The organism is Aquimarina spongiae, assembly GCF_900141785.1.
Lineage (GTDB): Bacteria > Bacteroidota > Bacteroidia > Flavobacteriales > Flavobacteriaceae > Aquimarina > Aquimarina spongiae.
This window is the reverse complement of the sequence record NZ_FQYP01000006.1, coordinates 22212-36374: the sequence shown is the minus strand read 5'-3', so window position 1 is coordinate 36374 and position 14163 is coordinate 22212. Positions and strand designations below refer to the sequence as shown.

Annotated in this window: 13 protein-coding genes; 4 read left to right on the top strand and 9 right to left on the bottom strand. The window is 36.0% G+C overall.

The window, feature by feature from the left end:
* Position 1: 1 nt before the first annotated feature.
* Both BUE24_RS13830 and BUE24_RS13825 read right to left on the bottom strand, forming a co-directional pair.
* A complete protein-coding gene (locus tag BUE24_RS13830; protein ID WP_073317605.1) occupies positions 2-598 on the bottom strand; it encodes a SprT-like domain-containing protein in 597 nt (198 codons plus the stop codon).
* 51 nt (positions 599-649) lie between these two features.
* Positions 650-1513, bottom strand: a complete 864-nt coding sequence (locus tag BUE24_RS13825; protein ID WP_073316721.1) for a DUF4349 domain-containing protein — start codon at positions 1511-1513, stop codon at positions 650-652.
* A 178-nt stretch (positions 1514-1691) separates the two neighbouring features.
* On the opposite strand from BUE24_RS13825, the gene BUE24_RS13820 reads away from it, so the two are divergent.
* The gene (locus BUE24_RS13820; RefSeq protein ID WP_073316719.1) at positions 1692-2552 is read left to right on the top strand and encodes a hypothetical protein; all 861 of its coding nucleotides are present in this window, start codon (positions 1692-1694) and stop codon (positions 2550-2552) included.
* Positions 2549-3031, top strand: a complete 483-nt coding sequence (locus BUE24_RS13815; RefSeq protein ID WP_073316717.1) for a hypothetical protein — start codon at positions 2549-2551, stop codon at positions 3029-3031. The genes BUE24_RS13820 and BUE24_RS13815 overlap by 4 nt, the downstream gene beginning before the upstream one ends.
* Before the next feature lie 21 nt (positions 3032-3052).
* On the opposite strand, the gene BUE24_RS13810 is transcribed toward BUE24_RS13815, so the two are convergent.
* From BUE24_RS13810 to porV, 6 genes are all read right to left on the bottom strand, one after another.
* Positions 3053-3739, bottom strand: a complete 687-nt coding sequence (locus BUE24_RS13810) for an SDR family NAD(P)-dependent oxidoreductase (RefSeq protein WP_073316716.1) — start codon at positions 3737-3739, stop codon at positions 3053-3055.
* Positions 3740-3752: 13 nt separating this feature from the next.
* On the bottom strand, positions 3753-4742 hold the full coding sequence (locus BUE24_RS13805; protein ID WP_073316714.1) for a M20/M25/M40 family metallo-hydrolase: 990 nt from the start codon (positions 4740-4742) through the stop codon (positions 3753-3755).
* A 78-nt stretch (positions 4743-4820) separates the two neighbouring features.
* Positions 4821-6434, bottom strand: a complete 1614-nt coding sequence (locus tag BUE24_RS13800; protein WP_073316712.1) for a pyruvate dehydrogenase complex dihydrolipoamide acetyltransferase — start codon at positions 6432-6434, stop codon at positions 4821-4823.
* 3 nt (positions 6435-6437) lie between these two features.
* Positions 6438-7439 (bottom strand): pyruvate dehydrogenase (acetyl-transferring) E1 component subunit alpha, encoded by a 1002-nt coding sequence (pdhA, locus tag BUE24_RS13795; RefSeq protein ID WP_073316710.1) that lies wholly within the window; start codon positions 7437-7439, stop codon positions 6438-6440.
* 149 nt (positions 7440-7588) lie between these two features.
* A complete protein-coding gene (locus BUE24_RS13790; protein WP_073316708.1) occupies positions 7589-8071 on the bottom strand; it encodes a cytidine deaminase in 483 nt (160 codons plus the stop codon).
* A 106-nt stretch (positions 8072-8177) separates the two neighbouring features.
* Positions 8178-9329, bottom strand: a complete 1152-nt coding sequence (gene porV / locus BUE24_RS13785) for a type IX secretion system outer membrane channel protein PorV (RefSeq protein WP_073316706.1) — start codon at positions 9327-9329, stop codon at positions 8178-8180.
* 566 nt (positions 9330-9895) lie between these two features.
* Here porV and gldJ point away from each other — a divergent pair.
* Both gldJ and BUE24_RS13775 read left to right on the top strand, forming a co-directional pair.
* Positions 9896-11572: a gliding motility lipoprotein GldJ gene (gldJ, locus tag BUE24_RS13780; protein WP_073316704.1), complete on the top strand. Its 1677-nt coding sequence runs from the start codon at positions 9896-9898 to the stop codon at positions 11570-11572.
* A gap of 88 nt (positions 11573-11660) precedes the next feature.
* Positions 11661-12938: a UDP-N-acetylmuramoyl-tripeptide--D-alanyl-D-alanine ligase gene (locus BUE24_RS13775; protein WP_073316702.1), complete on the top strand. Its 1278-nt coding sequence runs from the start codon at positions 11661-11663 to the stop codon at positions 12936-12938.
* Here BUE24_RS13775 and BUE24_RS13770 read toward each other — a convergent pair.
* Complete coding sequence (locus BUE24_RS13770) at positions 12935-14026, bottom strand: DUF2652 domain-containing protein (protein ID WP_073316700.1); 1092 nt, start codon at positions 14024-14026, stop codon at positions 12935-12937. The two genes, BUE24_RS13775 and BUE24_RS13770, sit on opposite strands and share 4 nt — an antisense overlap.
* Positions 14027-14163 lie beyond the last annotated feature (137 nt).

Sequence of the window (14163 nt, the reverse complement as noted above, 5' to 3'; positions counted from 1 at the left end):
GTTAATGTAACAGTTCTACTTCTGCATTGGGGTTAAATAGGTATACTCTACCTGTTGCAATTTCGACGCACTCATATCGTTTCACCTTTTTATTTCCTTTTCTGAAAATTTTTCCATTGTATAATCTAAAGGTACTTCCGAAAGGTAATTCAAATATATAACTTTTATCATTGTCTGGATCATATTGCTTTAAGGCTAGCGACAATTTTTCGTCTGTATCACTACTAGCCCGAGGGTTTTTGAAGTGATTAGCAATGACCGGCAATAATTTTGATGGAAAAACTTCTGGATTGATATAGGGCAACATTAATTGCTGAAAAACTCTTTTCCACTCTATTCCATGAGGCTTGATAAAACGACCATACTTTTCAAAAGCAACCAAGTGAGCAATTTCATGAATAAGCGTAATTAAGAAACGATATTTATTGAGTGAAGCATTTACTGTAATCTGGTGCCTTCCATCTGGAGTTCTGCGATAATCCCCATGACGAGTCACTCTTTCATTAACAATCTTAAGATGCACATTACAAGTAACAATCAAATCAAAGGCTTGATCAATAGCTCTTTCAGGAATATATCGCGCTAAAATCTCTTTCACGAGTGAAAAATACAAAATTAAGCGTATCACAGAGATACGCTTGTATTAATTTTATTTTCTTATCCATTTGAAATACACCAGAACCAATACCGCCAAAAATACAATAGGCCAAATATAAAAGAGCAGTAATGTAGCATTTTGAATGATAGACCAACCAAAAGAGAACCCTTCTTTTGCCTTACTTACAAAACTAGGTTCGTATATTGTAGGCTCAGGTTTAGGAACAACAGCCTCATACAAATCTATCTGTATCGTACTAAAAGAAACCTTATTGCTTAAATACTGTATTCGTCCCTGAGCTGCTTCTATTTCTTCCTGAATATCTTTTATTTTATCCTCAGCCTTCAAAATATCTTCGACCGTTTTGGCTTTTGATCTCAAAACAGCTTCGTAACGCTCCTTTACTTCTAGTCTTGTTTTCAATCTGGAGGACACATCCATATACTCCTCGGTTACATCCACTGTAGAAACATTCTTATGATCCACAAACTCGGCCCACTTACAAACGCTATCCAAAACCACGTCAAATTTATCTTTTGGTATGCGGATCACAAATCTGTTTTCTTTGGAATAATTAGTGTGTGTAAACCTCTCGTCGGCGATATACCCTTGATACAAGGCCACAAAGGCCTTTGTTCTTTTTGTAGCCTCTTCAACACTTTTTACTTTAAGACGACAATTTGCATTCTTGATAATTTTTGCCTCAAAAGAACGATCATCGTTCTTCTTTTTTTGCAACTCTTTCTTACTTACTTCTTCTTCGATTTCGTAACTATTAAACTCCAATGTTTCTCCCGTAGGCTCAAGAGCAATTGATTCTGAATGCATATCCAGATTACTTTTTTCTTGACTACATGAAAGATGAAAGAACACAAAACTCACCAACAACACTTTTCCTAATTTTAACGTATTCATTGTTATATTTTTTATCTTGTTAAACTGAAATCAAAAGTATTGGAAGGTCATGGACATGAGTTGTAGCTTACTTGTAAAACACTTGTAATCTGTTTTACAAAACGTAATTGCCTTTTTATCAAAAACTTAGAAAATCACTACAGAGGACAACATATTATTTGATCAGCTTAAAAAAGCAGTGGCTCGGGAGTTTTTATCCAATAACAATGCTTCAAGCAAGGATATTTCTCTTTGGAAAGGACAGGATATCATTTCTTTTCAAGAGGACCTACAGCAAAAAGTAAAAGGAAGTATTAGCGAAAAATCGTTTTATAGTTACTTTAAAAACACTCCTGAAAAACTCCCTAGGGTAGACATCCTAAATCTGCTTTCTCAATATTGTGATTATAAAAATTGGAATGATTTTAAAACTACCCATTCCAAAGACCAATTAAAGAACAAAAAACCTGTTCTTTTAAAAGCGACTATTCTTTTACTATCGAGCCTGGTTCTGTTGACCGTTATATATATGTTCACTCCAAAAACCAACACTTTTAATTTTTGTTTTATTGATCAGGATCGAAAACAACCAATCAATACGATCCCTATGGATATTATCATTCTTAATGATCAACAATCTCCCTTCTATACCAAAAGTGATAGTTTAGGGTGTTTTAGTTGGACTACCAAAGATGATTTTATTCAATTTGTGGTACAATCCCCATATCATAAAACGGATACGATTTACCGAATTGTTTCTTCTAGAAAAAATGAAGAAATACAAATACGCACAGATGACTACGCATTGATGCTACATTACTATGCCAATGGTAAGATAGAAGACTGGGAACATCGCAAGCAAGAACTATTTCAACTCATTGCAAAAGATGCTACTATTTTTCAAGTATTGCCTCATGGATTAGGTATTGAGATGTATTCCAAAACAAAATTTATTAATACGCTCACCACCCCTACTGAACAATTAAAAAATATAGAGATTATAGAATCCAAAAGATTGAATGGACAAATTGTAAAACTAAAATTCAGAGTACGACTATGAAGTTTCAATTCAGTTATATCATCTTCGTCATTCTCCTCTTTATAGGATGTTCAAAAAGAGCTTCAAAAGAGGCTGATGACCTGTCTGTACCTGAATTCGAGTTTTCTGAAACTAGTACGGAAACCAGTATAATTCCCAAAGAAGAAGCTTATAAAATTCTAGTGATTCAGAAATTAAATGCTTTGCTAGATGAAAAACAACTGATAGCAACTCATCCCAAATTTAAAATAACTTCAGAAGCAGAAAACATCATTGGCAACACAACAGACACCCTCATTTCAAAAATTGAATTCATCAATTCGTTTCAGGCTGTTTCTGACTCGGTACAATCGGTAAAAACAAAAATCATCTACCCTACCGCTATAGACACCATATTAACTATTATCAAAACAAGCACAACAACAATTGATGGAAAACCCTTGAAAACAACCCAGGTTTATTTTGAAAGACTTAAAACAAAGGGAAAGAACAACAATTAGCAGTAAGTGTTTCCCTTTTGACTATGGAGTACTACTAGATACCTGCAATACCTTACCGTTATAAAAAGTATTCCCCCTAAGAGAAAAATCTTTGATATAACTTGCCATTTCAAAAGCAGATAAAGGTGCTTGATATCCCGGAAAAGCTTCTTCCAACATTTCGGTTTGTACAGCTCCAAGAGCAAGTACGTTAAAAGCAATCCCGCTCTCCTTATATTCTTCTGCCAACAACTCACTTAGAGTGATTACCGCTCCTTTACTCGAGCTGTATGCTGCTAAACCAGGGAATTTCATACTTCCTTGTATGCCTCCCATACTGCTCACGGTAACCACATGGCTTCCCAACTTCATAAATGGAAGAACTAATCGGGTAATTTCGGCCACGCCAAAAACATTCACCCGATACACCTCTTCAAATTCTTTTGTAGTAATTTCGGCAAAAGGTTTGTTCAGTAATTTCCCAGCATTATTGATCAAAACATCGACCTGATCCCAATTTTTGGTAACATAATCCGTCATTTTTGAAAGATCCTGTGGTTCGCAAATATCAAAAGGAAAACTGGCTATGTTTTTATGATTTAATTTTTGAATCGGGGTTTCATTTCGGGATAGCGCAAGAACATGATGTCCCTCGTCTGCAAATAATTTTGCTAATTCATACCCTATACCACGGCTTGCCCCGGTTATAATAATGTTCTTATTACTCATTTGTGTAAGCTGCTTAATTTAGCTTTATTTCTTTTTCTGAAGTACTTGCAATCTTTACAACTACAGGTAGACAAGCATTGATTAATTCTGCCATAAATTCGAAATTCATTTCAGAGACTTCATCATCCACATGGTGATAATAGTTGTAATTCGTAAAATCAAACGTTGATATAGTCTGACATGGTACATTAAACTGTTTGAAAAAAGGATAATTATCACTGCGCTGAAACAATTGATACTCTTTTGCCTTTGGTAAAAAACCAATTAACTCCGCACCAGAATATTCATTTATTTTTGCAGCCATATTTGATTTCTCATAGCCTGTGATATAAGCTTTGTACGACTTTTCATTTAAGGGCACACCTATCATCTCAAAATTGACCATTGTATACAAATCCATACCTTTATCTTTTAATACCTGAGCCAGATGCTTAGACCCTAATAATCCTTTTTCCTCTGCTCCAAAAAGAACAAATAAAACACTTCGTTTATTCGATTTAAGCTTAGACAGTTGTTTGGCCAAAGCCAAAACCGCAGTGCTCCCAGCTGCATTATCGTTGGCACCATTAGCAATAGCATCTCCGTTCACTTCGCCACCTTTTCCTATATGATCCAAATGTGCTCCAACCACTACGAATTGATTAGCAAGTTCTTTGTCATTCCCTTTTAGGTAACCCACTACGTTCATCGTAGGAACACCTTTGGCTTCAAAAGGGTCTCGATACGAATCAAAATAAGGCGCTACTCCCATAGATTGAAATTCCTTTTCTGCAAATTGCACAGCAGCTTCATACCCTTTACTCCCAGTATCTCTACCCTCCAGCTCATCACTTGCCAAAAACTTCATTGTCGTTGCTACGTACTCTGCTGTGATATCCCCTGAATTGTTCTTTTTATCGATCTGTGTATGTGCTTCTTTTACATCAGATTGTGCTACAACGGTAGCCTGTTTGCAAGCCAAAGACAAACTTAATACTGCTATTATTCCTAAATACTTTTTCATACCTCAATTATTTGATGCTAAAGATAAAAAAATCCCGCCTCAAGGTGAAGCGGGATCTTATAATAAGTTTTAATATAATTAGGCCAGCATAGTAACTGGATTTTCCAAGTATTGCTTTAAGGTTTGTAAAAACTGAGCTCCAGTAGCTCCATCTACAGTTCTATGATCACAAGCCAAAGTTACTTTCATAGTATTCCCTACCACAATTTGACCGTCTTTTACCACAGGTTTTTGCACGATAGTTCCTACCGATAAAATGGCAGAATTAGGCTGATTAATAATAGAAGTAAATTCTTGAATCCCAAACATTCCGAGATTAGAAACCGTAAAAGTACTTCCCGACATTTCTTGTGGAGTCAATTTCTTATCTCTAGCTTTTGTCGCAAGCTCTCGGACAAGTAAATCTATTTCCATAATATTCATCCTATCCGTAAAAGGTAGTACCGGTACTACAAGTCCATCAGGAACAGCTACCGCAACACCAATACTGATGTGTTTATTAAACACAGTAACATCTTCTTTCCAGGTAGTATTTACTTTAGGATGCTTTCGCAATGCCATTGCACATGCCTTAACCACCATATCATTAAAAGAAACCTTAACATCAGGTAATTCATTGATCAATTTCCTTGATGATATCGCATTATCCATATCTACTTCTATAGTAAGATAATAATGAGGTGCGGTAAACTTGGATGCTGAAAGTCCTCTCGCTATCGCTTTACGCATTTGGGAGTTTTTAACCTCTTCAAAGCTTACTTCTCCAGCAGGAACGAATGCCTGGACAGCTGGGCTTGCCGTTACCTTCTTAGACTCAGCTGGTGCTGATACTGACGGAACAAAAGATTCTACATCCTTTTTGACTATACGTCCATTTTCTCCTGTTCCTTTTACCTGAGAAAGATCTATACCTTTATCACTAGCTATTTTCTTAGCTAGAGGAGATGCAAATATTCTGCCTCCAGATGCACTGGTATTAGTCGTTGTTGCTGTTTGCAATTCTTCTTTTTCAGCTTCTGGTTGTGCTGCACTCGTAGTTGAAGTTTCGCTTTTAGCGCTAGCCGCAACAGTTCCATCTTTAAGCCCAGAAACATCTGTACCTGCTGGCCCGATAATAGCTAATAACGCATCTACGGGTGCAGTCTGCCCTTCTTCAATACCAATATGAAGTAATGTCCCATTATAAAATGATTCAAACTCCATGGTTGCTTTATCGGTCTCTATTTCAGCAAGAATATCTCCTTCCTCAACAGCATCACCTACTTTTTTCAACCAGGTAGCCACAGTTCCTTCTTCCATCGTATCACTTAAACGTGGCATTGTAATGATCTCAACACCTTCCGGTATTTCTGTAGTAGAATTGGTTGCAGCAGGCGCTTCTTCATCCTTCTTTTCATCTGAAGTTTCAGGTGCAACTGTAGCGTCTCCATTTAATAATGCAGATATATCTTCACCCTCATCACCAATAATTGCTAATAATTTATCGACCGGAGCTGTTTCTCCTTCTTCGATACCAATATGCAACAAAGTCCCTTCGTAAAACGATTCGAACTCCATCGTTGCCTTATCAGTTTCTATTTCAGCAAGGATATCTCCTTCACTAATTTTATCTCCTTTTTTTACAAGCCACTTTGCAACTACCCCTTCTTCCATGGTATCGCTTAAACGTGGCATATTGATTACTGTAGCCATAATTTATTGTGGTTTGTGTGATAAAAATGGATAATCATCTTGTTCGTACACTACATCATACATCACATTCTTTTCTGGGAATGGTGATTCTTCTGCAAACTTCTGACATTCAGCCACACGATCCTTCACTCTTTTGTCTATTGTTGCTATTTCTTCGTCGGTAGCATATTTTTTCTCTTTGATAATATCCAACACCTGAGTAATCGGATCTATTTTTTGATACTCTGCTACCTCTTCTTTTGTGCGATACTTTTGTGCATCACTCATGGAATGCCCTCTATAGCGATAGGTTTTCAGCTCCAAAAATGTTGGCCCTCCACCTGTTCTTGCTCTTGTAATCGCTTCATCTAACGCTTCTGCTACTTTTACAGGATTCATGGCATCTACTGGTCCACAAGGCATTTCATAACCCAATCCTAATTTCCAAATGTCGGTATGATTTGCCGTTCTTTCTACCGAGGTACCCATCGCATAACCATTATTCTCTACACAAAATACAACTGGTAAATTCCAAAGCATTGCCAGGTTAAAAGTCTCGTGCAAAGATCCTTGTCTTGTAGCTCCATCACCCATAAAAGTAAGTGTAACAGCATCTCTTTTGTGATACTTATCAGCGAATGCCAATCCTGCACCTAAAGGGATTTGTCCTCCCACTATACCGTGCCCACCATAAAAACGATGTTCTTTCGAGAAAATATGCATAGATCCTCCTAAACCTTGCGAAGTACCGGTTCCTTTGCCATAGAGTTCGGCCATTACTCGTTTTGGGTCTTCTCCCATACCAATAGGCTGAACGTGATTACGATATGCTGTAATCATACGATCTTTTGTAAGATCCATGGCATGCAAAGCCCCTGCCAGGATAGCCTCTTGTCCATTATACAAGTGTAAAAACCCTCTTACTTTCTGTTGGATATAGACTTGAGCAAGTTTATCTTCAAACTTCCTCCAGAAAAGCATTTCTTCATACCAGTTAAGGTATACTTCTTTGGTTATTTTTTTCATTTACAATTGTGCTGATAAGTGTAACAATTAATTACCTAAAATGATAATTATTAAATTTTTCCGATTTCGTTCAAAACTGAACGAAAAACAAAAATAAGGTATTCGAAATTAAGGGAAAAACAGTTTTACCAATAAAATCTACGAAAACGTTATAAATACGAATTATCAAAAATAAGGGGTAATAAATTAGATAAAGAGGAAGATTTCACCACTTTTCCTGTCTCTCCCATAAAATATATCTCTATAGGCGTTTTTTGTTTTACCTCGTATTCTGCAATCGCTTGTCTACATGCTCCGCAAGGAGGAGTTGGTGTTACTAACTTATATTTTAGGGATTTTGCTGTAAGTGCCATCTTTTGGATAGCTACATCCGGATAATTAGCCCCTGCATAATAAATTGCAGTTCGCTCAGCGCATAATCCCGAAGGATAACATGCATTTTCCTGATTGTTACCCAGAACCACTTCTCCATTTTCTAATAATAGCGCAGCACCAACCAAAAATTCTGAGTAGGGAGCATAAGCTTTATCCCTAATCTCCATGGATTTTTTCATTAAATCCTGAATATCCTCTGGCAGTTCATCAAACGAATCATAAATCTGTAATACTGAAGTAATTTTTATTTCCTTCATGCTGTCTTGATTTTCTTTTCAAAAAAAGGGACCACAAGGTACTACAAACAAAAAAAGTATCAAACCATTGGCTTGATACTTTTTTCGAATACTATATCTATTCTATTTAATCGTAATATTCGTCTCCAAAATTGAACGTAAGACCAAAACGAAGTGTTCCTTCTAATGGACTACGTACTGATGATGTTGAAAACAAGTAAGACACGTCTAGATTAACTACATTGTATCTGAAACCTGTTCCTAGAGAAAGGAACTGACGTGCTCCTTTTTCTTCACTCTCGTTAAAATATCCTGCTCTGAAAGCAAATACATCTCTATACATATACTCTGCTCCTAAAGCCCAGGTAATTTCTTTTAGCTCTTCACTAAATCCACCATCTGCATCTCCCCATGAAGAAAAGATCGCTCCAAAAGCGCTAATATCTTGATACTCTCTATTATCTTCTGCATCGATATCTCCATCACCATCAAAATCCTGAGGGCTAGGCACTAACAACTTACTAAATTCTAATGTCGGTGTGATTCTGTTATCCTCATTAAAGATGAAATCAAAAGCTCCACCTACTCTGAAGTTAGTTGGGATGAAGTTTTCCTGACCTGCATCGTCATATCTTATTTTAGGTCCAATATTAGAAATATTGAATCCAGCTCTCCATCTACCGTTAAAAGAATTGAAAGCAATCTCTTCACTTCTAAAGAAACCTGCTACGTCAACTCCAAAACTTCCTGCCGCACTAGCATCATCTGCATTTTCGGTTTGCAATCTTAAATCTGAACGCAAATAACGCCCTGCAACTGCCATAGAGAAGTGATCACTAAGCTTCAACGCATAAGACACATCCAAGGTAAATTCGTTAGGTCTTTGCGTATTTGCAGCACCGTCAGCGGTTTGTCTAAACTCAATATCTCCTAAACTAAAATATCTGAAACTTGCAGCTACTGCACTTCTTTCATTGATTCTATTATAATAATTAAGATTCCCTAAAAAAATATCGTTTACCAGATTACTTAAATAAGGAGTGTAGTTTACCCCAACACCTTGTTTTGTTTTTGCGAATGCATATTTCGCTGGATTCCACTGCTGTGAAAAAGCATCAGGCGAAGTAGCAACCCCCTGATCAGCTAAACCAGCTGCTCTAGCATCTGCTGCAATTAATAAAAATGGGGTGGCTGTGGTAATGGCTCTATTCTCTTGTGCCTTGATAGTAAGATTAGAAAACAGTAAAGAAGCAAGACCAAGAATAATTGTTTTTTTCATACCTGCAAAAATTGAGTTTGACAAATATATAGTTATTTAGTGATTAAAAAAGTGTGTGTTGTTTAATTTTTTCAACTCGTTCTTTTCTTAACGTAAAATTTACCAATATCTTATATGGCAGGTGTTGATTTCTTTAAATCTCATTACACACCATTCTAAATGTACCCAAAAATACTGAATCAATTTAATTATTATCCGTGATAAAAAAAACCACACTATTATGTTTATCTTTCTTCTCTATTACACCCAACCTTTGATTTACCCTAAAAAAAAAATTAAAAAAAATTACTACGTCTACTTTTAATGAGTCTTATACCATTTTAACCATTAGTAAAACTGCTATTTAGCAATTGCTTATTGTCGTAAAATCCTTTTTTTGTATTGTATTTCTTTTTTTAGGTTTTTCTTAAATGATAAATAATAAACCACAAATTATTGCGTTAAACCAAAGTCGTTGGCAATTCATAAAAAATTGTGAATTGATAATATTTTAAAAATTTTAGGGTAAATTTAACGTTAATTGTTATATTGCAAGCCCTAATTTCTACTTTAACGAACTTAAGATTATGAAAAACGCGTTTATTTTTAAGTCGCTAATGGCACTTTCCGTTAGTGTTTTATTGTTTAGTTGCTCGAAGAACGATTATGGGAGTAGTTCTAGAGCCACTGGTTGGAAATACAATTCCAAGGAAGGTGGCTTTCAGGTAGCAACAAACTACAAAGAACAAGAAACAGGACCCGGTTTAGTATTTATTGAAGGAGGTACTTTTACCATGGGACGAGTTCAGGATGATGTTATGCACGATTGGAATAACACCCCTACGCAACAGCACGTACAATCTTTTTACATGGATGAAACCGAGGTAACCAACATTATGTATTTGGAATACCTAGACTGGTTAAAAGGTGTTTATCCTCCAACCGAACCTAAATACAGAAACATATACTACGGAGCTCTTCCGGATACTTTGGTATGGAGAAATCGTTTAGGATTCAATGAAATGATGACTAATAACTACCTGCGTCACCCTGCATATGCAGATTATCCTGTTGTAGGTGTTAACTGGATTCAGGCAGTTGAATTTAGTAACTGGAGAACCAACCGAGTTAATGAAAGAATTCTTGAAGAAGAAGGTGTAATCAGAGAAAATGCACCATTTGAGGATGTTTCTGCTGAAAGTACTTTCGACACTGAAACTTATCTTAATGCCCCTTCACAAACATATGGAGGTAACGATGAAGCCATTCGCGGTGGTAGAGCATCAGAAAGATATGCAAAAGACAACGATTCCACTGGCTTATACATACAACGTAAGGATGGTCTATTATTACCAAAATATAGACTGCCGACAGAAGCAGAGTGGGAATATGCAGCCTTAGGTTTAGTAGAAATCAGAAGTTATAATATCTATAGAGGTAGAAAAAAATACCCTTGGAATGGAAAATATACGCGTTCTGGAAAAAGAAGAACCCGTGGGGATCAATTAGCTAACTTCAAACAAGGAGATGGTGATTATGGTGGAATAGCTGGTTGGAGTGATGATGGTGCTGATATTACGGCTCCTGTTAAATCTTACGATCCAAACGATTATGGTTTATATGATATGGCTGGTAACGTAGCCGAATGGGTTGCCGATATATACAGACCTATTGTAGATGATGAATACAACGATTTTAACTACTATAGAGGTAATGTGTATACCAAAAATGCTATCAACCCTGATGGTACTGTGAAAATTGTAATGACAGACTCCATCGTATATGATACATTAAGTAACGGTAAAATTATTTCGAGAGTATTACCGGGAGGTATTCTTCAGGTGCCTATCACCGATGAGGACACTTATATGAGAACTAATTTTACAGAAAGTGACAACAGAAACTATAGAGATGGTGATAAAAGCTCTTCTAGATATTTTGAAGGATACCAAGATGAAAACCTTCCTAATAGAAGAATGTACAACGCGCCAATTCATTATGTGGGACCAGATGCAGAAGACAGCACCAAGCTAGAAAGAAGATATGATGAGTCTAGTAAAAGAACAACTATCGTAGATGATAATGTACGTGTATACAAAGGTGGTTCTTGGAAAGATAGAGCATATTGGTTAGACCCTGCACAAAGAAGATTCCTTCCACAAGACATGGCAACCGATTACATCGGTTTCAGAAATGCAATGTCTAGAGTAGGTACAAAAGCAAAAAGAAAGAAAACTCCTCGTCACCAAAAACCAAGAGGATAATATAGAAGTATATTAAAGTTCGTTATATTGAAAAAGCCCTGGCAAAGTACTTGTACAGGGCTTTTTACTATACTAAACCAAAGTATTTATGAAAATTTCAACCTTACATGAGCTGTTTTTGGAAAGTGATGGTATCTCAACAGACACCCGAAAAATCAAAAACAACACTATCTTTTTTGCTTTAAAAGGAGGAAATTTTGATGGTAACTCTTATGCCGATGAAGCTTTATCAAAAGGGGCTTCTCATGCGGTAATAGATGATCCCAATTATAAAACTTCAGAAAAACACATATTGGTAAAAGATGTTTTAGAAACACTTCAACATCTGGCTACATATCATAGAGAATATCTAGACACCCCCATTATCGCGTTAACTGGAAGTAATGGAAAAACAACTACCAAAGAACTGATAGCTTCTGTGCTATCTAGTAGTTTCAATACAAAAGCCACAAAAGGAAATTTGAACAATCACATTGGTGTTCCTTTAACACTTTTATCGATGAACAAACAAACCGAAATTGGGGTTGTTGAAATGGGAGCTAACCACCAAGGTGAGATAGCCGCATTATCAGATATTGCAAAACCTAATTACGGATATATCACTAATATCGGGAAAGCCCATTTAGAAGGTTTTGGTGGTATTGAAGGTGTTCTAAAAGGAAAAACCGAGCTATATAAGCATCTAAAAAAACACAACAAACAGATTTTCCTGAATATTGATGATCCCAAATTAGTTAATGCAGCTGCGGGTATAAAGACCTATAGATTTTCTAAAAATGAGGATAGTGACGTTCAAATTAAATTTGAAAAGGCCGCCCCAAATGTAGTGGTTTCTTACGACCAACAAGAGATTCAAAGCAATTTAGTAGGCTCCTATAATTTTACTAATATTGCTGCCGCTATTGCTATTGGAAACTATTTCAAAATTAATCCAGCAAAAATTAAAACAGCTATAGAGTCCTATACTCCTACCAATAATAGATCACAGGTTATAGAAAGGGACAATTACACGATTATTCTTGATGCTTATAATGCCAATCCTACGAGTATGGAAGCGGCAATTTATAATTTTGAGCAATTTGAAGGAGGTACAAAGGTTGTTTTTTTAGGTGATATGTTTGAATTGGGTGTTGAAGCAGAAATCGAGCATCAAAGAATTGCCGATTTAATTACCAATACTGCTACTGATAAAATTTATTTGATTGGTAGCAACTTCTTTAAAACTAAAGGTACAGATACTCGTGTGCAAAGGCTCGAAAATTTTGAAGATCTTGCTCATCAACTAGATATTCCTAATAGCAACACACAAATTCTTATCAAAGGTTCTAGAGGCATGAAACTTGAACGGATCTTGGATCTCCTTTAACCCACTTCCTTCATCAATTGGTTTTTTACCGCTGTCTCTAAGTTATCTATTGAAGTATTCATTGATTTCCTGAATGCCTTTTTGAGCACCAACGAAATCAATATTTTTTTAAAAATAGACCTAGCTCTCGGATACATTTCTACTCTTAACTTACAACTAGCGTTCGAGATGGGAGTAATAATAAAAAACTGATATAACTCATCAATTGGCACATCATTAGTACGTTCTCCGTAGACAATTTCATCTGCCTCAGCTTTTTTAGTCACTGTAGTAAAATTGAGTCTTTTACCATCAATTACACAAACATGTTCTGTGCCTAATCGAGTAACCTCATCAGGATTATACTCAAATTTATCCACTCCCTTTGCCCAATAATGTCGATATGCATAATTAGTAATATATTCCAATAATTCATTTGCAGGAATAGCAAAATTACGTTCAAGTACAATGCAGGACTCGGATTTAAAATCTACTTCTTCTGGGATCGCAAAGGGCTTTAATTTGAGTTTTTCCTTGTCTATTTCTGAAAACAAATACCCAATATCCTGATCATCATAACGATCAGCACCCCTGTTAAAACTGTATAATTTACTTTGATATGATTCTGTGAGTCCAATCATTTCGCAAACCGAATTGCTTATTAAAGCATAATTATCACTAGGAATTGAGTTTTTAAGCAATCGATGTGCTTCGATCACAAATTGCCCAAATGGTTTTCTTTTCTCCTGTACAGTTATAAACTGTAATTCGCCAGAATGTACGACAATTTTCAGTTGAAGATTTGGAGCGGTAGCACAGGCATTACAAGGGCAAATTCGATTTTTTTCTAGCAGCTTCAAATGACTATAAAACGCAGTAAACATAGTTTCTATCTGTGCTAATAGTTTTTCTTGCGAAGGGATTTCATTTACTTTATAAAAGAATAAAGCATCCCCTTCTACCTCGGCCAATTTAAGGTTTTGCGTATTTGCATTAATAAGAACTTCCAGTAATTCGGATATTACATGCTGGCTATGTTCTGCCTCTGTATTTTGAATAAAATGTGTAAACCCCGAAATATCTGGTATAAACAATAATGATTGTGCCATCTACTATAAATATTCTTACAATTTTGCCTAATAGCAATATACAAATCCTAGAGTATCCTTTATCGCTCTTAGGTTTTATTTAACCATTGTAGTTCTTACAAAGCTCTTGAAGTGTATAATTAGCGCACATCAATTCT